The 19253-nt window shown below is 68.1% G+C and carries 13 protein-coding genes and 1 pseudogene; 9 read left to right on the forward strand and 5 right to left on the reverse strand.

The window, feature by feature from the left end; translation table 11 throughout:
* Positions 1-512: 512 nt before the first annotated feature.
* Together A3OM_RS0111030 and A3OM_RS0111035 are read right to left on the reverse strand one after the other, a co-directional pair.
* Positions 513-896, reverse strand: coding sequence for a flagellar biosynthesis repressor FlbT (locus A3OM_RS0111030; protein WP_018043819.1), 384 nt, complete (start codon positions 894-896; stop codon positions 513-515).
* Between the two features lie 93 nt (positions 897-989).
* Positions 990-4592 carry a flagellin gene (locus A3OM_RS0111035; RefSeq protein WP_018043820.1) on the reverse strand — a complete coding sequence of 1201 codons (3603 nt, stop codon included), beginning with the start codon at positions 4590-4592 and terminating at the stop codon, positions 990-992.
* 569 nt (positions 4593-5161) lie between these two features.
* On the opposite strand from A3OM_RS0111035, the gene A3OM_RS23830 reads away from it, so the two are divergent.
* Positions 5162-6163 carry a helix-turn-helix domain-containing protein gene (locus A3OM_RS23830; protein WP_018043821.1) on the forward strand — a complete coding sequence of 334 codons (1002 nt, stop codon included), beginning with the start codon at positions 5162-5164 and terminating at the stop codon, positions 6161-6163.
* Between the two features lie 157 nt (positions 6164-6320).
* Here the strand turns inward: A3OM_RS23830 and A3OM_RS0111045 are convergent, their stop codons facing one another.
* From A3OM_RS0111045 to A3OM_RS0111055, 3 genes are all read right to left on the reverse strand, one after another.
* Positions 6321-7079: a helix-turn-helix transcriptional regulator gene (locus A3OM_RS0111045; RefSeq protein WP_018043822.1), complete on the reverse strand. Its 759-nt coding sequence runs from the start codon at positions 7077-7079 to the stop codon at positions 6321-6323.
* Positions 7080-7164: 85 nt separating this feature from the next.
* Complete coding sequence (locus A3OM_RS0111050; RefSeq protein ID WP_018043823.1) at positions 7165-7740, reverse strand: class GN sortase; 576 nt, start codon at positions 7738-7740, stop codon at positions 7165-7167.
* Positions 7728-9896, reverse strand: coding sequence for a marine proteobacterial sortase target protein (locus A3OM_RS0111055; protein ID WP_018043824.1), 2169 nt, complete (start codon positions 9894-9896; stop codon positions 7728-7730). The genes A3OM_RS0111050 and A3OM_RS0111055 overlap by 13 nt, the downstream gene beginning before the upstream one ends.
* A 237-nt stretch (positions 9897-10133) precedes the next feature.
* On the opposite strand from A3OM_RS0111055, the pseudogene A3OM_RS25185 reads away from it, so the two are divergent.
* From A3OM_RS25185 to A3OM_RS0111095, 8 genes and pseudogenes are all read left to right on the forward strand, one after another.
* Positions 10134-10731: pseudogene (locus A3OM_RS25185) on the forward strand (IS3 family transposase); the annotation flags it as partial.
* A gap of 222 nt (positions 10732-10953) precedes the next feature.
* Positions 10954-11043 (forward strand): K(+)-transporting ATPase subunit F, encoded by a 90-nt coding sequence (locus A3OM_RS23835; RefSeq protein WP_018043825.1) that lies wholly within the window; start codon positions 10954-10956, stop codon positions 11041-11043.
* A 13-nt stretch (positions 11044-11056) separates the two neighbouring features.
* A complete protein-coding gene (kdpA, locus tag A3OM_RS0111070; protein WP_018043826.1) occupies positions 11057-12772 on the forward strand; it encodes a potassium-transporting ATPase subunit KdpA in 1716 nt (571 codons plus the stop codon).
* Between the two features lies 1 nt (position 12773).
* Positions 12774-12989, forward strand: a complete 216-nt coding sequence (locus A3OM_RS25835; RefSeq protein WP_056160181.1) for a hypothetical protein — start codon at positions 12774-12776, stop codon at positions 12987-12989.
* Positions 12990-13050: 61 nt separating this feature from the next.
* The gene (kdpB, locus tag A3OM_RS0111080) at positions 13051-15144 is read left to right on the forward strand and encodes a potassium-transporting ATPase subunit KdpB (RefSeq protein WP_018043828.1); all 2094 of its coding nucleotides are present in this window, start codon (positions 13051-13053) and stop codon (positions 15142-15144) included.
* Positions 15145-15175: 31 nt separating this feature from the next.
* Positions 15176-15781: a K(+)-transporting ATPase subunit C gene (locus tag A3OM_RS0111085; protein ID WP_018043829.1), complete on the forward strand. Its 606-nt coding sequence runs from the start codon at positions 15176-15178 to the stop codon at positions 15779-15781.
* Positions 15782-15806: 25 nt separating this feature from the next.
* Entirely contained in the window at positions 15807-18527 is a 2721-nt protein-coding gene (locus A3OM_RS0111090; protein WP_018043830.1) for a sensor histidine kinase KdpD, read from the forward strand.
* Positions 18524-19246, forward strand: a complete 723-nt coding sequence (locus A3OM_RS0111095; protein WP_018043831.1) for a response regulator transcription factor — start codon at positions 18524-18526, stop codon at positions 19244-19246. Before A3OM_RS0111090 ends, A3OM_RS0111095 begins: the two co-directional genes overlap by 4 nt.
* Positions 19247-19253: the final 7 nt, after the last annotated feature.

Consider the following 19253-nt stretch of genomic DNA (forward strand, 5'->3'; position numbering starts at 1 on the left):
GTTATGTGTCGATGCCGCCTTGTTCTTCGAAAACCGGATTACGTATTCGAATCATAGATCTAAGTTATCGATCAAATCGGCGACAGCAAAAATTTGACGGAATGCCTTCACCCGATGGCGATGTATGCCGGAGCACATGAGGGATGACCTGGGACCGGCACACGAATAGGGCGTACGCTGCGGCCGTTGCCGTAGGCGGCCTCGTCGTGCTGATGATCCAGGAAGCTCCAAACTGGAATGCGACCCTGATCGGTATCGCGTCCCTCGTCGCCTTCGGCATCCTGTGGATTCTTCCCGAGCACAGGGCGACCGATCGGCACCCGTCGACGGACAGGGGCGACGACGCATTGTGGAAGGTCGCGATACCCCGCGAAGCAGGACCGGCGCCGCACGAGCTGCTTCTGGGGCCGCCGGGTCCCCTCGGTCTCATCGAGCCGAGACGCCGGCCCACGATCCTTGCCCATCGACGCCTTCCAAAGCCGCGCTCGTGAGAGAACGAGCGCCCTGGTCGATCACGCGGCCTCGGCGAAGCTTCGCTCGGCGGTCACGAGGGCGCGGCCCAGCTTGATCGCCCCATGGTAGCGGCGGTCCGCGATCGCATCGTGGATCGCGAGAAGGTGGGGGGCGAGCGCCGGGCTCGCCCTCATGATCTCTGTGGCCTGGCGGGTGAAGAGGTCCTCGGCCTCGGCCGGGTCGTCGGCGAGGTAGAGCATCTGCAGGGTGACGCAGAGCATCTTCGCGGGCGTGTCGGCCTCGCTCTCCTTGATGACCTCGGATTCGCGCAGGAATTTGCAGTGGGTCTCGATGAGGAAGTCGGAGCGCCGCGATCCGTTGCGGATGAGCGCGCCGTTGATGAGGAAGCCCTCGTAGGGCTTGAGGTCGAGGCGCAGGGCCATGGTGGTGAATCCCTTCTGGAAACGGGCCTGAATCGATCGTCGGATAGCGCGGGGGCCGGCCCCGACGGCCGGTCCCCGCGTGTTGGCGCGCCCTTAGCGGAGGAGCTGGAGGATGCCCTGCTGCGCCTGGTTGGCGAGCGAGAGCGCCGAGGTGGCGATCGAGTTGCGGGTCGACAGGGCCTGCGAGTTGGCGGCTTCCTCGTTGAGGTCCGCGTTCACGAGGTTGGCGGCGCCGGTGTCGAGGATGTTGATCAGGTTCTTCGAGAAGTCCTGACGGTTCTGCACGATCGACAGGTTGGCGCCGAAGGTCGAGGACTGGGTCCGCAGCTGGGTGGTGGCGTTGGACAGCTGCTCGATGGCGGCGTTGATGTCGGTGTCCGACTGGAACCCGCCCTCGACGGCGTCGAGGCCGAGGCCGGCGGCATCGAACTTCACGCCCTTGATGTCGAGCGCCGAGGTGTTCTTCTCGTTGAAGGCGATGTGCAGGGTGTTGTCGGCGGCGCTGTTGCTGTTGCGGAACAGCAGGTTGACGCCGTTATAACCGGAATCCTGGGCCTGCTGGGTGATCTTCTCGAGGATCAGGTTGAACTGCTGCGCCAGGGCCGAGCGCACCGAACTGGTGCCCTTGCTGCCGCCCACATCGGTGCCCGACGCCGTCTGGGAGGTGGCACCCGATCCGGAGACGCCGAAGCCGATATCGACACCGGCCGAACCACCGGTCGTGACCTGGGCCGCCTGGATGGTCAGCTTCTGGTCGGAGCCGGAGGACTTCGTCGAGATGACGAGCTTGCTGTTGACGTAGCTCGCCTCGACCTTACCGGCGAGACCGGTATCGGCGTTGATCTGGTCGTTGATGGCCTTGGCGATGGCGGTCTGGCTGGTGGCGGCCGACGTGCCGAGGTTGGTGTTGTTGAGCGTGATCAGCTTGAGCGGGCCGGTGCCGAGCTTCAGGGTGAAGGACGCGTCCTTCGTGCCGCTGAAATCCTTGGTCACGGTCTGCTCGGTGCCGACGATGGAGGCCTTGGACGAGCCGTCCGTCGCCTCGGTGCCGGAGGCGGTGACGCCGGCGGCGGCGGTGCCTCCGCCCGCGGCGGGGGTGCTGCTGGCCGTGGTGGTGGTGCCGAGGCCGAGGCCGGCGGTGTCGCGGGTCGCGGTCAGGGTCGGGGCGGCGGCGCCGGTGCCGACGGCGTTCGACTTCACCTGGAGCTTGTCGCCCACGAAGGAGACGGTGGCCTTGATGCCGCCCTGGTCGAGCTGGACCTGGATGGCTTCGGCGACCTTGGCCTGAGTGGCCGATTCGCCGATGGCGTTGCCATCCTTGTCGAGGCTGGTCGACGAGACCGTGACGGCTTTGGGGGAGGTGCTGGTGCCGTCACCGATGGTGAAGGCGCTCGACTTGCCGCCGGAGAGATCGATCGCGCCCGCGGTCTGTCCGGTGGTGGGCGTCTGCGTCGGCGCCGCAGTGGTGCCGAAGCCCAGGTTTGCCCCATCCGTCGTCGCGGTCACGGTGACGGCCGAACCGGCACCCACCGCATTGGACGCGATTTCGAGCTTGCCGGCCGTGTTGAACGATGCGGTGGCGAGCACGCCAGCGGCGTCGAGCTGGGCCTGGATCGCCTCGGCGATCTTGGCGTTCGTCGGTGTGGTGCCGATATCGTTCCCCGCCCGGTCGTTGGTCGTGCTCTGGATCTCGATGTTGGCCGAAGGCGTGCCGGGTCCGGTGTTGACCGTGAAGGTGCTGACGTTGCCGGCGGTCATCGAGATCGCGCCGGTGCCCGCCGCCGTCACCCGGGCGGCCGTGCTCGCGGCCGGCGTGGTCGCGGCATTGGTGGCCGTCAGCGTGTTGGCGGTGCCGAGGCCGAGGCCGATCGTGTCGGAGGCAGCGGTGACGACCGGCGCGGCGGTCGCACTGTTGGGACCGACGATGGTCAGCTTGTCGTCGGTGCCGATGTAGGCCGAGTAGCCGCCGGTCAGCTGCTTGTTGATCGCCTCGACGGCAGCTTTCTGGTTCGGGTTATTGCCGATGGCTTGACCGGAATTGTCGGTCTTCGTGGAGTCGAGCGTCACGGTCGTGCCGCCGACCGTGAAGCTTGCGCTCTTGCCTTCGAGGTTGATGTTGTCGCCGAGGGTAGTGGCGAGCTTAGTCGTGGCCGGCTTGCCGAACAGGCCGAGTTGATCGGTCAGGCCGGCACCCGATGTCACAACAACCGGAGCCGCCGTTGTCGCTGTTTTATCGTTCGTCTCGAAGGTGAGAACGCCGCTGTTTATCGAGGCCGTGACACCGGCAGCAAAACCATTCAGTTGTACATTGAGAGCGTCGGCATAATTTGTGGCTGTCTGCGTCGAGTCACCGAATTTGGTACCATTGGCGAGGAGGCTGTCAGCGTTCAGCGTGATTTTGTGACCGGCGACCGTGAAGCTTGTGGTCTGCGTGTTGCTGACGTCCGCCTTAGCCGGGGGCGAGACGGTGAAGTTCGTCCGTCCGCCGACCGTACCGGTACCTGTACTTGCCGCTGCCGCGGCACCGTTCGGGACTCCGACTACCGTCGTCGTGGAATCCGCCGCCGCGGGATTGCCCGCGGCCGGCGTGCTCGCGGTGAAGGTGCTGAAGCCGATGCCGGCCGCGCCGTTGCCGCCCGTGGTGTCGATGCCGCCGATCACCGAGATCTGCGCGTCGGGGCCGACATCGGCCGACTTGAACACGAGGCTGTTGGTGCTGGACAGTTCGACCGTGGCGGTGGAGCCGCTATCCTTGAGCTGCTTGTTGATGGCCTTCGCCACATCGGTCCGCGAGGCCGAGGCGCCGAGGGTGCCGCCGAGCTCGTCGGTGGCCGAGTTCTTGTCGAGCTTGACCTGGACCGAGGTGTTGCCGTCGCTCACCACCAGGGAGGCGCTGCCGGTGGAGAAATCCGTGGCGACGGCCAGGGCGGCATTGGCGGTGACGGTGGCGGAGGTCGGCGTGGTGGTGGACTTGCCGTAGCCGATATCGATGGTGGAATTGGCCGAGCCCGCCACGGTCAGGCTGGCCGACGCGCCCGTCGTCGTGGTCGAGAAGGTGATGCGGCCGTCGGGGCTGGTGCCGGCCGAGACCTTGCCGGCCAGCGCGCTGTTGTTGGCGATCTGGCCGTTGATGGCGGTGAGGAGCTGGTCCGACGTGACCTTGGAGAGGTCGGTGCCGGACGAGGCCAGGGTCGCCGAGTCGATGCGGATGGTCGACTTGTTGCCGCCCAAGGTGATCTCGAGGGAGGCGTCCTTGGTCGGGCCGGAGAAGTCGAACGTGGTCTCGCCGGTGGCGCCGGTGGTGCCGAGGGAGGCCAGGGTCGAGGTGGCCGTCACCTTGGCGGCCTGCTCTTTCGCGCCGCCGCTGATGCCGCTGCTGCCGCCGGTCTTGTCGGCGAGCGCCTGACTGGCCGTGGACTTGGCGGTCTCGAGGAGTTTGGTGATCGAGGTGATGCCCTGGCTCGCCGCCTGGATCGCCTGGACGCCGTTGGAGATGCCGTCGAGCAGCGAGCTGATGTCGCTGGAGCGCGCCGACAGGCTCTGCGCCGTGAAGAAGTTCGTGGGGTTGTCCAGCGCCGAGTTCACCTTCTTGCCGGTGGAGAGCCGGTTCTGGGTGGTCGAGAGCAGGTTTGCCGTGTCCTGGAGCGAAAGCAGGTTCTGGCGCGTTGCGGATGTGAGGGTGATGCTGCCGGACATCGAGTGGATCCTGTTGATCGAGACATCGCCCTGTTGGCGACGCCCCAGACAGGGGTCGATCCACTTATCGAGACCTTAATCCGGATCTCGACTGTGCTTGTGTTGAGGGGCGTTTCGTCTCATCTAAGTGATGTTTTGTCTCAAAATGCTTTTAAGTTACTTGATGTCTCAAACATAGTCGTTTTCGTCTCATAGTCGAGCCCTCCGGCGGGGCGTGCCGCTTGCCTTGGCCGCCGGTCCAATTCAGATGAGCGTGGCGGGAGACCGCAACTCCATCGGCCGATGATGATTAATCGTCGCAGAAATAACTCGGTTTGATTCAAAAAATCGTTGATTAATCAATTATTAAATCGATAGTGTGCGCTAATTAATCTGCGCATCAACGCTTAAGTAGTCAAAGCTTTGAGCGTCTTAACAGGGCTGGTCGTCATGATCGATGACATGTCGCATGTTGATCGATGATGATCTCGATCATTTGTTCGCATTGGGATGGGTATTCTCGATTATCTCTGAATCGGTACTTCTTGGTGCCGTCCATGGGTCTGCGTTGCATTGAAGGCCACTGATCCGTGACGGACATTCTCTGCGACCGTTTCATCGCTCCCACCGATCCGGCTCTGCTGGCTCAGTCCTGGTGCAATCATCTCGCGCCGGTCTTCGAGGCCGAGCTCGCGCCGGATGCCGACCTGGCCTCCCCGATCTCCCTGACCACGTATCATTTCGGGGAAGCCCTGGTCGGTTCAGTGACCGCGCCGGCCCAGCGCCTGAAGCGCTCGGCCCGGACCATCGCCCGGCAGGGCGTCGACCACATCCTGATCCAGTTCTATACCGCCGGCCAAAGCCGGGTGGGCGCCGCCCGACGCTCTGTGGAGATCAACGCCTCCCAGCTCGTGGTCTTCGACCTCACGCAGCCGATCGTCAGCGAAGCCGGGCCGGTCTCCGCCACCACCGTGATGCTGCCGCGCAAGCTCCTCGGCGACCAGATCGCCACCATCGAGAGCCTGCACGGGAAACCCCTCGATTACCGCTCGGCTCCCGTGCGGAACCTGTCCTACACCTACCTGTCCGGCCTCGTGGCCAGTGCCGCCTCCACCGAGGCGCACCAGCTGCGCTACCTGTCGAGCGCGGCGGCCGATCTCTGCGCCGCCTGCTTCCAGCCCGACGCGAACCAGGCGCCGGCCCTCGACCGGCTCAACAAGGTCGCCATCTGCCAGTACATCGAGCAGGAACTGGCCTCGGAATCCCTCGGGATCGACGCGTTGATCCTTCGGTTCGGGCTCTCGCGGGCCACCCTCTACCGGCTCTTCGAGGAGGAGGATGGGGTCGCCAGCCACATCCGCGAGCGACGCCTGCTACGGGCCATGAAACTCCTCGGCGCGGCGGGCGGGCGCCCGCGCATCTCGTCGGTCGCCTACGCCACGGGCTTCTCCGACGAGAAGACCTTCAGCCGCGCCTTTCGCAGGCGGTTCGGATTCCTTCCGAGTGAGGCCCTGGCGGAGCGGTCGCTCGCGCATCGCGGCCACGACAGCGCCCCGGTGCTGCTCGGCTGGATGCGAAGCCTGAGCGCCTGAGCGCCGGGCGGGGTCGGCCGAGACGTCACCCGTCCGTTCGGCCGGAGCCCGGATCGGCGGCCTGGACCGGCATTGGCGCAATGCCCGCACGGTCTCGTCGCACAATCCCCGGCTCTTCGAGGGTAGCCGGATTTGACACGGTCCGATTTGAGTCGGCTCAGCCGAACAGTACCCCATAGCCCTCCTCGAACACCCGTCCGAGTTGGCGGCGGTAATCGGCATAGGCCGGCATGCCGGACGTCACGCGTCCGTAGCTGAGTTCCGGGCCGGCCGAATCTTCGGGGATGAGAGCGAGCGGAGCCGCGGCCGGGGTGAGTTGCGTGCCGCGTCCCGCATGCAGCGTCGTGAGCAGCCCGAACATCTCGCCATGGATGGTCGGCCGGCAGAGCACGGCAAGGCGACACTGTCCCTGCCAATTGGTGACGAGATAGATCATGCCCGATTGGTTCGGCACCGCGACGCTGCCGGTCTGGGCGAAAGGCGCATCGCTTCGCTCGGCCTCGCGGAAGGCAAGGCGTGCGCTCGCCGCGTCCCATGCGATCTCGGTGCGATAGGCGAAAACCGCATCCGCCATGCCGAAGGAGGGTCGCAGCGTCAGATAGCGCCCTTCTAGCCAGGCGGCGGATTCCCGGGAATAGGAGCCGAGTTCGGAGGGAGCATGCCGCGTCTCCGGTGCTGCGCTGACGGGCTCGGTGCCGTTGCGCAGGCGCTGGCCGAGCGCTTCCTCCAGGCGGATGGTGGTAGCGAGCGTGAAGGGGCGGCGGCCGGCCAGGGCCTTCTCCAGGGTGGAAATGCTGATCCGCGCCAGATCGGCGAGCGTTTGACGGGACATCCGGCGACGGGCGAGCGCCTCGCGCACGGCCTGGGCGATGGCGCGGCTCTGGCCCTCGGGCAGCTCGGTCTCGGGTTCTTGCACGGTCTCTCGGCTCGTCGCTCGTCTCCGCAGAGATCCGCACGAAACCGCACAGGCTGGCAAGACATGGCCCAGTAAGAGGAGTGGTTCATTCCGTGTCGTCCACCGCCTCTGCCTCCACGACCAGGCGCAGCGGTCCCTGCACCAGTCCATCCAGAGGCCAGCAGGTCACGAGGGCGATGTTCCGTCCCGGGGCGGCCGGATCGATCCCCGATGCGTCCCAGGACACGACCCGGCTGCCGCTGATCCGGAAACGGACGGTGCGTCCGTCCCGCCGGGTCACCGAGACGACATCGCCCGGCTTCACCGCTGCGAGCACCGCGAATTGCGTATCGCGATGAGCCGCGAAGATGGCGGTGCCCGGCTCGCCCGCCTCCGGCGTCCCGTCGAGATGGCCGGGGCCGAAGGCCAGGGCCTGTCCGCTGCCGCCGCGCAGGGCGACGAAGCTCTGTCCCCCCACCGTGAGTCGTGCCACCGGCTCGGTATCGGCCGATGGCCAGGGCCGCACCGGGCGGCCCTCGGCGAGGCTTCGGGCGAAGGCACGCTCGAGGAGCACCTGCGCGAGCGCGGCCTTGGCGGGAATCCGGGCGGCTCCGACCAGGACGCCGAGGCCCGCGAGGATGAGGAGGGTGGCGAGCACCCTCCCCCCGGTCACGCGGCGCATCGGACGCTCCGCACCCGGCGAAGGGTGAGCAATCCGCCGAGCAGCAGGACGAGACCCAAGAGGATCTGCGCCCGGGTGCCCGCCCCGGTCTGGGGCAGCGGGACCGCCTGGGCCGGGGCCGGAACCGTGGCCTGGGCCGGGATGAGAGCGGCGCGGCGCTCCCGCGGCGGCTGCGCGGCGCGCTCACCGAAGACTTTCGCGAAGTCCCAGCCCGCCGGCAGGTTCAGGGGCAGTTCGGTCGCCACGAGGGGAGCACCGGTCGGCCGGCGCGGGGTCGCGTCGACCGCGACGAGGCTCGTCAGACGGGTCATCAGCTTGTGCGCCAGGGCGAGCTGCAGGATCGTGGCATCGGCCTGGTTCGGCATCACGCGCCCGGTGACGCGGGCGGTTTCGGCCTCGGCGATCTTGGAGCGTGCCCAGACCTTCGAGATGCCCGTCCCCTCGGCCGCGTCGGCCAGGGACACGCTGGTCCGCCACGGCGCTTCGCCGATGCGGCCCGTCAGAGTCAGCGTGCCCGTCGGGTCGGCGATCTCGGCGGCGAGCACCACCGGCTCGCCACGGTAGAGGTCGGGCAGCGGATTCGGGGTGATGTCACCGCCATTCGACAGCGTGGCGGCAAGGTCGGTGACGGCGGGGTTCTCCAGCTTGGCATAGAGGCTGCGGGTGCGCTCGGCGACCTGATCGACGGTGTGGATCGCGGTGTAGCTGCCCCGGCCGATCTCGGCGGCGTGACGCATCAGGTGCCCGTTCGGAGCCGAGCCGATACCGACCATGAACAGCCGACTCCGGCCGAGGCCGTCATGGATCGCGGCGAAGATCCGGTTCTCGTCGCCGATGGCGCCATCCGTGAGGAAGACGATCTGGCGGACGCGGCTCCGATCCTCCGGATGGTTGTCGGCGAGGGCCGCACGGAGCGGGGCGAGCATCTCGGTGCCGCCGCTCGCTTCCAGTCCAGCGACGAAGCTCTCGGCCGCCCGCAGATTCTCGGGATTCGCCGGGACCGGCTCCGGAAACAGCTGGCTCATGCTGTCGTCGAAGCGGATGACGGTGAACCGATCGCTCGGCGTGAGCCGGGCGAGGCCGGCGAGCAGCCCGGCCTTCGCCTGCCGCATCGATGCGCCGGACATCGAGCCCGAATTGTCGATGACGAACACCACGTCACGGGGCTGGCGCGGCGCCCCGTTCGCGTCCGGCGGGGTGACGGTGGCCAGGAGGTAGGTGCGGCCGGCCACCGTCTCGCGGAACAATCCGAGGCGCGGCTCCATGCTGGGCACGGGTTCCCAGGTGAGTTCGAAGTCGCGGTCGGCGGGGACGACGCCGTCGGCCAGGGTCACGCGCCGGGAATCCGGGCCGGTCTCGTCGACATGGAGCGGATGGGTGGCGCTTCTCAGCGTGCCGAGCGGAAAGCCGGCCTGGAGCCGCACCGTGATACCGACGGGATTGACCGGGGCGGCCAGGGAGGGGTCGAGAACGGGCGCGGTGATCCGATCGCGATCGGGCACCGGGTCGGAACCGGTCTCATCGCGCGCCGAGACGAGATCCACTGCGGGCGGGGCCGGGTTGTAGCGAGGAGCCACCACCAGGGGCAGGCGCAGGGAGCGGGTGCCCCCGGACATGGCCACCGTCTGCTGGTACTCGATCTGCACCAGCACGGTCTCGCCCGGTCCGATATTGGCGACGGAGTTGGTGAAGACGTTCGGCCGCTCCTGCTCGGTCAGGGCCGCGCTCTGTCCGGCCGCCTTGGCCGCCTCATAGATGCGCTTGGCCGCCGCGCGTTCGCGGATCTCGGCGACGATCACCTTGTCGCCGATCACGAGCTTCATCGTATCGACCGCCGAATCTTCCGGCAGCGGGTAGAGGTAGGTGCCTTCCACCCAGGACCCGGTCGTGTTGCGGAAGGCCTGCGTCACCATCGTGCGGGCGGTCGGGCCGCTGACGGTGACGCTGAAATCGGTGCTGAGACGCGGCGCCTCGACCGGCGAGGCGGCATCCGGCCCACGCAGAACCAGGCTGCCGCTCGACGGTGCCGGCAGGGCACTGGCCGAGCAGATCGAGATGAGCAGCGCGAGAAGCGCCAGAAAGAGCGGCGAGACGGGCCGGGCTATTCCGGCGCCTTCCGGCAGGCGGAACCGCGTGGTGACGAGTGAGGGCAGCATGGGTCTGATCTCCGGGCTCCCGGCTCGATGGCCGGCTCGTTTCGAAGAATCACCCGCGCATCGAAGCTTCGCCATGGGACGCTTCGGCCAGTCTCGGGCCGCACCCGGACGATTGAGCCCGGCGCAGGCGGATCTGTCCGGTTTGTGTCCGGTCCCGTGCGGACAACGCGGTTCCGCTCCGCCTTTGAGGCCGTCGGGTAAGCATACCGCTCGGCCACACTCCCCTCCCCCCTCTGCATCGACCGGAGCCGCCAGCCGCAGATGCGGATCGCAGCCGAGCTTTGGATCCAACCCTCGATGCTGAGGCAGTGGCGCTCGGCGCTGATGGGTGGCTCCCCACCACCGCGGGCAGCGGGGTCACCGAAAGCCACGCCTGCGAGCCCGGCGGCGTCCCCCTCCGACCAGGCTACGGCTGGCGGTCACGTCCCGAGAGCGCTCGGTCGGCGTCCAACCGTCAGTTCCTGGCCGACGTCCAGCGTATCCATGCCGGGCATCACAGGCGCTACGGCTCACCTCGGGTGCATGCGGCCTTGCGCGCGGAGGGCCGAACGACCAGCCGCGGGCGGGTAGAGCGCCTGATGCGTCAGCATGGCATTCGATCCCTGGCAGGGCGTTGGTTCCGGCCCTGCACCACCGACAGCCGTCACGACCTGCCGATCGCGCCGAACCTCCTCAAACAGCAGTTCTCGGCCGCGCTGCCCAATACCGTTTGGCTGGCCGAACCGAAGGACCGCGTAGCGATATCACCTATCTGCCGACCTAAGAGGGCTGGCTCTACCTGGCCGCCGTCCTCGATCTCGCCACTTGCAAGTTCGTCGGCTGGTCCATGCGCAACCCCAGCGATCCTAATGCGATCCTTATAAGATCGTCCTCGCTTCCGTCTCGAACCCTAATGCGGTTCGCGTCCACATTGGAGCGGGGCGAGACCGGTCATGCGTCGGCCCCCGAACCGAAACGGACCGACCATGCTCGACATCGTCTTCATCGCAACCGGGCTCGCCTTCTTTGGCCTGGCCGCCGGCTACGCCGTCCTCTGCGAACGCCTCTGAGGCCCGCCATGACCATCGACCTGACGCTTGGCGCCCTCGTGACCCTGGGGCTGCTCGGATACCTCACCTACGCCCTCGTCCGCCCCGAGCGGTTCTGAAGGAAGATCTCCGATGACCATCAACGGCTGGATCCAGATCGCGCTGTTCTGCGCGGTCGTCGTCGCGCTCGCCCGCCCTCTCGGCGGGTACATGACCCGCGTCTTCACGGGTGAGCGAACCGTCCTCTCGCCCGTCCTCGCTCCCGTCGAGCGCGGGCTCTACCGCGTCGCCGGCATCGATACCGCCCAGGAGCAGCACTGGCTGGCCTACGCCCTGTCCATGCTCGCCTTCCACGTGCTCGGCTTCCTCACCCTGTACGCGCTGCTGCGCTTCCAGGCGGTGCTGCCGTTCAATCCGGACGGGCAGGCGGCAGTCGTGCCGGACCTCGCGTTCAACACGTCGACGAGCTTCGTCACCAACACGAACTGGCAGTCCTACGGCGGCGAGACGACGATGTCGTATCTCACGCAGATGTTGGGGCTGACCCATCAGAACTTCCTGTCGGCGGCCACCGGCATCGCGCTGGCCGTCGCCCTGGTGCGGGGCTTCTCGCGGGCCTCGGCCGGCACGGTGGGCTCGTTCTGGGTCGATCTGACCCGCACCACCCTCTACGTGCTGCTACCGCTCTGCATGGCGCTGACGCTCTTCTACGTCTGGCAGGGCATTCCGCAGACGCTCGGCGGTGCCGTCGAGGCGACGACCCTGGAAGGCGCCAAGCAGACCATCGCGGTCGGCCCGGTGGCGAGCCAGGTTGCGATCAAGATGCTCGGCACCAATGGCGGCGGCTTCTTCAACGTCAATGCCGCGCATCCGTTCGAGAACCCGACCGCCCTCTCGAACTTCGTCCAGACCCTCTCGATCTTCGCCATCGGCGCGGCGATGACCAACGTCTTCGGCCGCATGGTCGGCGACGAGCGGCAGGGCTGGGCGATCCTGTCCGCCATGGGCGTGCTGTTCCTCGCGGGTGTCAGTGTCGTCTACTGGGCCGAGAGCGCGGGCAGCCCCGTCCTGAACGGGCTCGGCCTCACCGGCGGCAACATGGAGGGCAAGGAGGTCCGGTTCGGCATCGTCGCGTCCGCCCTGTTCGCGGCGGTGACAACGGCGGCGTCCTGCGGCGCCGTCAACGCCATGCACGACAGCTTCACGGCGCTCGGCGGCATGATCCCGATGATCAACATGCAGCTCGGCGAGATCATCGTCGGCGGCGTCGGGGCCGGGCTCTACGGCATCCTGGTCTTCGTCATCGTGACGATCTTCGTGGCCGGGCTGATGGTCGGGCGCACCCCGGAATACCTCGGCAAGAAGATCGAGGGGCGAGAGGTCAAGATGGCGGTGCTCGCCATCCTGTGCCTGCCCCTGATGATGCTCGGCTTCACGGCGCTCGCCACCGTGATCGCCGCCGGCCTCGCGGGTCCGGCCAATGCCGGCCCGCACGGCTTCTCGGAGATCCTCTACGCCTTCACCTCGGCGGCGGCGAACAACGGCTCGGCCTTCGGCGGCCTGACGGCCAACACCGCCTTCTACAATACCACGCTCGGCCTCGGCATGCTGTTCGGGCGGTTCTTCGTCATCGTCCCGGCGCTCGCCATCGCCGGCTCGCTCGCCGCGAAGAAGACCGTACCGGCTTCGGCCGGGACCTTCCCGACCCATGGCGGCCTGTTCGTCGGGCTGCTGGTCGGCGTGATCCTGATCGTCGGCGGCCTGACCTTCTTCCCGGCCCTGGCGCTGGGGCCCATCGTCGAGCACCTCGCCGGCGGCCTCGGTCAGACCTTCGCGGTGGGGGGCTGAGATGCAGCAGGCCCTGGTGCCCTCCCGAAACCGCGCCGCCATGCGGCGCGCCCTGCCCCGCCATCGACCGCGATCCCAACCCTGGAGCCAAGTCGAGCGCGACCGAAAGGACGTCCGGCTCTCGGACGTCATCCTCGCCATGCTCGGTCTGACCCTGCTCGGTGCCCTCGGCTTGTTGGCCGGGGCCGCCCTCCTCGGCGATGCGCTCGCGCCCTGAACCCCGCTCGACGGCGCAGGATCGCGCCGCCTCCCGAGATGTCTTCCATCGGACAACCGCAATGGCCCGCCCAAACTCCACCAGCCTGTTCAGTGCCGCTCTCGTCGGGCCGGCGCTCATCGGCGCCCTGACCAAGCTCGACCCACGCAAGATGATCAAGAACCCGGTCATGTTCGTGGTCGAGGTCGTGGCCGCCCTCACCACCGTCCTGTTCATCCGCGACGTCCTGACGGGCGGCGCCAACCTCGCCTTCTCCGGCCAGATCATCCTCTGGCTGTGGTTCACCGTGCTGTTCGCCAACTTCGCCGAGGCCATCGCGGAAGGGCGCGGCAAGGCCCAGGCCGACAGCCTGCGGCGCACCCGCACCGAGACCATGGCCAAGCGCCTGAAGGGTACGGGCCGGAACTACGACACCGTGCCCGGCAACGACCTCAAGGTCGGCGACGTGGTCCTCGTGGAGGCCGGCGACATCATCCCGTCCGACGGAGAGGTGATCCTCGGCGTCGCCTCGGTCAACGAGGCGGCCATCACGGGTGAGTCCGCCCCCGTGATCCGTGAATCCGGCGGCGACCGGTCGGCGGTCACCGGCGGCACCCAGGTGCTGTCCGACGAGATCCGGGTGCGGATCACGGCCGCCGCCGGATCGACCTTCGTCGACCGGATGATCGCCCTGGTCGAGGGCGCCTCGCGCCAGAAGACCCCGAACGAGATCGCTCTCAACATCCTGCTCGCGGGCCTCACCATCATCTTCGTCTTCGCGGTCGCCTCGATCCCGAGCTTCGCCTCCTATGCCGGCGGATCGATCCCGCTGATCGTGCTGGTCGCCCTGTTCGTCACCCTGATCCCGACCACCATCGGCGCATTGCTCTCGGCCATCGGCATCGCCGGCATGGACCGGCTGGTGCGCTTCAACGTGCTCGCCATGTCGGGACGCGCGGTGGAGGCGGCCGGCGACGTCGATACGCTGCTGCTGGACAAGACCGGTACCATCACGCTGGGCAACCGGCAGGCCACCGAGTTCCGCCCGGTTCGTGGCGTCTCCGAGCAGGAGCTCGCCGACGCCGCCCAGTTGGCGTCGCTCGCCGACGAGACCCCGGAGGGTCGCTCCATCGTGGTGCTGGCCAAGGACAAGTACGGCATCCGCGCCCGCGACATGGGAAGCCTCAACGCCACCTTCGTGCCGTTCACCGCCCAGACCCGGATGAGCGGCGTCGACATCGACGGGTCCTCCATCCGCAAGGGTGCCGTCGATTCCATCATCGCCTCGGTGAGCTCACAGCCGATGGCGACCCGTGGCTCCGGCGCGGCGCTGGCCTACAGCCCGGGCGTCGCCGACGAGACGGTGCGCGAGATCCAATCCATCGCCGAGGACGTGGCCAAGGCCGGTGGCACGCCCCTCGCCGTGACCCGCGATGGTCGCCTGCTCGGCGTGGTCTACCTCAAGGACATCGTGAAGGGCGGCATCCGCGAGCGCTTCGCCGAACTGCGCCAGATGGGCATCCGCACGGTGATGATCACCGGCGACAACCCGATGACCGCGGCCGCCATCGCCGCCGAGGCCGGCGTCGACGACTTCCTCGCCCAGGCGACCCCCGAGGACAAGCTGGCGCTGATCCGCAAGGAGCAGGCGCAGGGCAAGCTCGTCGCCATGTGCGGCGACGGCACCAACGACGCCCCGGCGCTCGCCCAGGCCGATGTCGGTGTCGCCATGAACACCGGCACGGTGGCGGCCCGCGAGGCCGGCAACATGGTCGACCTCGACAGCGACCCGACCAAGCTCATCGAGATCGTCGGCATCGGCAAGCAACTGCTGATGACCCGTGGGGCACTGACCACCTTCTCCATCGCCAACGACGTGGCCAAGTATTTCGCCATCATCCCGGCCATGTTCCTGGTGCTCTACCCGCAACTCCAGGCGCTGAACGTCATGGGCCTCGCATCACCGGAGAGTGCGATCCTCTCGGCCATCATCTTCAACGCGCTCATCATCGTCGTCCTGATCCCGCTGGCGCTTCGGGGCGTGTCCTACCGGGCGGTCGGGGCCGGCGCTCTCCTGCGCCGGAACCTCCTGATCTATGGGCTCGGCGGCATCCTGGTGCCCTTCGTCGGCATCAAGGCCATCGACTTGGCCATCACCGCCCTGCACCTCGTCTGAGCCGCCTCGAACCGCCACATAGGAGCACGCCATGTTGAACCAGCTTCGCCCTGCCCTCGTCCTGCTGATCGCCCTGACGGCGATAACCGGGCTCGCCTATCCCCTCGCCATGACCGGCATCGCGGGGGTCGTCTTCCCGGCCAAGGCCGCCGGCAGCCTGATCGAGCGCGACGGCAAGGTCGTCGGTTCCAGCCTCATCGGGCAGTCCTTCGCCAGCGAGCGCTACTTCCAGGGCCGCCCCTCGGCGACCAGCGCCGCCGACCCGGCCGATGCGACCAAGACCGTCCCGTCGCCCTACAATGCGGCGAACTCCTCGGGCTCGAACCTCGGCCCGACCAGCGCCGCCCTTGCCGAGCGGGTGAAGGCGGATGTCGCGACGCGCCAGACCGAGAACCCCGGCCAGCCTGTCCCGGTCGATTTCGTCACCGCCAGCGGCTCGGGCCTCGACCCGGACGTCTCTCCCGATGCCGCTTTGTTCCAGGTGCCCCGCGTGGCCAAGGCGCGTAACCTCTCCGTGGATCGGGTTCGTTCCCTCGTGGACTCCCAGGTCCAGGGTCGCCTGCTGGGCATCCTCGGCGAACCTCGGGTGAACGTGCTCGCCCTCAACCTCGCCCTGGACGGCCTGGGTTCGAAGTAACCTCGCCGGATGACAAGGCCACCCGATGTCGACGCCCCACCGCGACCCGGACCGTCCCTCGCCCGACGCGCTGCTGGAGACCGCCCGTAGGGAAGAGCGCCATCGCGGCCGCCTCAAGATCTTCCTCGGTGCGGCCCCGGGGGTCGGCAAGACCTACGAGATGCTCACCGTCGGCCGCGCCCGACTCAAGGCCGGCACGGACGTCATCGTCGGCGTGGTCGAGACCCATGGGCGAGCCGAGACCGAGGCCCTGGTGGAGGGCTTCGAAGTCGTGGCCCGCCGTCCGGTTGCGTATCACGGCGCGGCGCTCGACGAGATGGACCTCGATGCGATCCTGGCGCGCCATCCGGCGCTCGCCCTCGTGGACGAGCTCGCCCACACCAACGCGCCGGGCTCGCGCCACCCGAAGCGCTACCAGGACGTCGAGGAACTGCTCGACGCCGGCATCGACGTCTACACCACCCTCAACATTCAGCACGTCGAGAGTCTGAACGACGTCGTCGCGCAGATCACCCGCATCCGGGTGCGCGAGACCGTGCCCGACGGTATCCTCGACCGGGCGGACGACATCGAGGTGGTCGATCTCAACCCCGACGACCTGATCCAGCGCCTCCGGGACGGCAAGGTCTACGTGAAGGGCAACGCCGAGCGCGCCCTCAAGCACTACTTTTCGCGCGGCAACCTCACGGCGCTCCGGGAACTCGCCTTGCGAAGGACCGCCGACCGGGTCGACGACGAACTCCTCAACCACATGCGGGCCAACGCCATCGCGGGCCCATGGAGTGCGGGCGAGCGGGTCCTCGTCTGCATCAGCGAGGATCCGCGCTCCGCCGGCCTCGTGCGCCATGCCAAGCGCCTCGCCGACCGGCTGCACGCGCCCTGGACCGCCATCACGGTCGAAGGCCCCCGCAGCCTTTCCCTCGACGAAGCCGCGCGCGACCGCATCGCCGACACCCTGCGCCTCGCCGACCGCCTCGGCGGCGATGCCGTGACCCTGCCGGGCGGCCGACGCGTGGCCGACGACATCCTCGCCTATGCCCGCTCCACCAACGTCAACCACATCATCCTCGGCAAGGCCGACCGGTCCCCGGTGTTCGAGCTCCTCAACGGCTCTGTGGTGCACGACATCGTCCGCCGCTCGGGCAACATCAGCATCCACGTCATCACCGGCGAGGCCACGAAGGATGAACCCGTCCCGCCGAAGACGGTCGCCACGGCACCGGCCAAGCCGCCGTTCGAGATCCTGGCTTACATCGTCGGCGTCCTAGCCACGGGAACGGCTCTCGGGCTCGCCCTCCTCGTCGAGCCTTACCTCGGCGTGGAGAACGCCGACCTCATCCTCCTGACCGCCATCGTGGCCGTCGCGGTGCGATCCGGCCTCGGGCCGTCCCTCGTCGCAGTCCTGGCGGCGTCGCTCTCCTACAATTTCTTCTTCCTGCCCCCGGTCTACACCCTCACCATCGCGGATCCGACCAACATCGCGGCCTTCCTCCTGTTCACGGTGGTGGCGGTGGTGGTCTCCAACCTCGCTTCGCGCTCGCGCCGGGAGGCCATGGTCTCGCATGGCCGCGCCAGGGCCACGGAGCGGCTCTACGGCTTCAGTCGCAAGCTCGCCGGTTGCGGCACCCTCGACGACGTCCTCTGGGCGACCTCGGCCCAGGTCGCCGCTATGCTGAAGGTCCGGGTGGTCGTCCTGCTGCCGGAGCAGGGGACGGTCTCGGTCCGCGCCGGCTTCCCCCCAGAGGACACGCTCGACGCGGCCGATCTCGGGGCCGCGACTTGGGCCTTCGACAACGAGCGCCCGGCCGGGCGGGGGGCCGACACCCTGCCGGGGGCCAAGCGCCTGTTCCTGCCGATGCGCACGGGCCGTGGCATCGTCGGGGTGATCGGCCTCGACACCGACGGTACCGGGCCGATCCTCTCGCCCGAAAGCCGGCGCCTGTTCGACGCCCTGGCCGACATGGCGGCACTCGCCATCGAGCGCGTGCGTCTTGTGGAGGATCTCGACCGGGCCGAGCGCGCCGCCGAGACCGACCGCTTGCGCCAGGCCCTGCTCACGTCGATCTCGCACGACCTTCGCACGCCGTTGTCCTCGGTTCTCGGGGCGGCCACGACGCTGCGCGACCTCGACGAGGCGCTGCCGCACGACGCAAAGGTCGACCTCCTCGCCACCATCATCGAGGAGTCCGAGAGGCTGAACCGCTTCATCGTCAACCTTCTCGACATGACCCGCCTGGAGGCCGGGGCGGTGGCTGCGAGCCTCACCCCGCAGGACGTCGGCGAGAGCGTCGATACCGCCCTTCGCCGCTTGGGCTCCATCCTCGCCGGCCACCAGGTACGCCTCGACCTACCGACCACGCTGCCGGCCCTGCGCCTCGACCCGGTCCTGTTCGAGCAGGTGCTGGTCAACCTCCTCGACAACGCCGCCAAATACGCCCCCGAAGGCTCCATCGTCACCGTCAGGGGCATCTCGGACCGGGATCAGGTCCGTCTGCAGATTCTCGATGAGGGCGATGGGCTGCCCGAGGCCGATGTGGAGCGGGTGTTCGACAAGTTCTACCGGGTCCGCAAGTCCGACAGCGTCCGGGCCGGGACGGGGCTCGGCCTCGCCATCGCCCGCGGGTTCGTCGAGGCCATGGGTGGTACGCTGACGGCGGCCAACCGCCGCGACCGCCTGGGCGCGGTCTTCACCATCCTCCTGCCCGTCCCCCCGGCGGGACACGTTCACTCGGATCTGGCGGCATGAGCATGAACATCCTCGTCATCGACGACGAGCCGCCGATCCGCAAGCTCCTGCGCATGGGCCTGGCCACCCAGGGCTACCAGACCTTCGAGGCACCCAACGGACGGACAGCCCTCGATGTCCTGTCCCGCGAGACGGTCAATTTGATCATCCTCGACCTCGGCCTGCCGGACATGCGCGGGCACGATCTGCTCCGTGTCATCCGCAAGGATTTTCGCGATCTCCCGGTCGTCGTCCTGTCGAGCCGCGACGACGAGGCCGGCAAGGTCGAGGCCCTCGACCTCGGTGCCGACGACTACGTCACCAAGCCCTTCGGCATGGGCGAGCTTCTGGCGCGCATCCGCGCGGCCTTGCGCCACCAGCTCGCGGTCCAGGGCGAGCGCGCCCTGTTCGAGGTCGACGGCCTCAGCGTCGACCTGGTGCGCCGCCTCGTTCGGGTGCGCGGCGCGGACGTCAAGCTGACCCCGCGCGAGTACGACTTCCTGCGCGTCCTGATCCAGCATGCCGGCAAGGCCCTGACCCACGCCCAGCTCATGAGCGCGGTCTCGACCTCGTCGGACCCGCAATACCTGAGGGTCTACATGCGCCAGCTTCGCCTCAAGCTGGAGGCGGACCCCGAGCGTCCGAGCATCCTGCTCACCGAGACCGGCGTGGGCTACCGGTTACGGGCTCCGGACGACGACGAACCCATGAACGCCCTGCCGGATTCCGACCGTCCGTGACCGAGCC

Origin of the sequence: Methylobacterium sp. 88A, assembly GCF_000376345.1 — a bacterium.
Taxonomy (GTDB): domain Bacteria; phylum Pseudomonadota; class Alphaproteobacteria; order Rhizobiales; family Beijerinckiaceae; genus Methylobacterium; species Methylobacterium bullatum.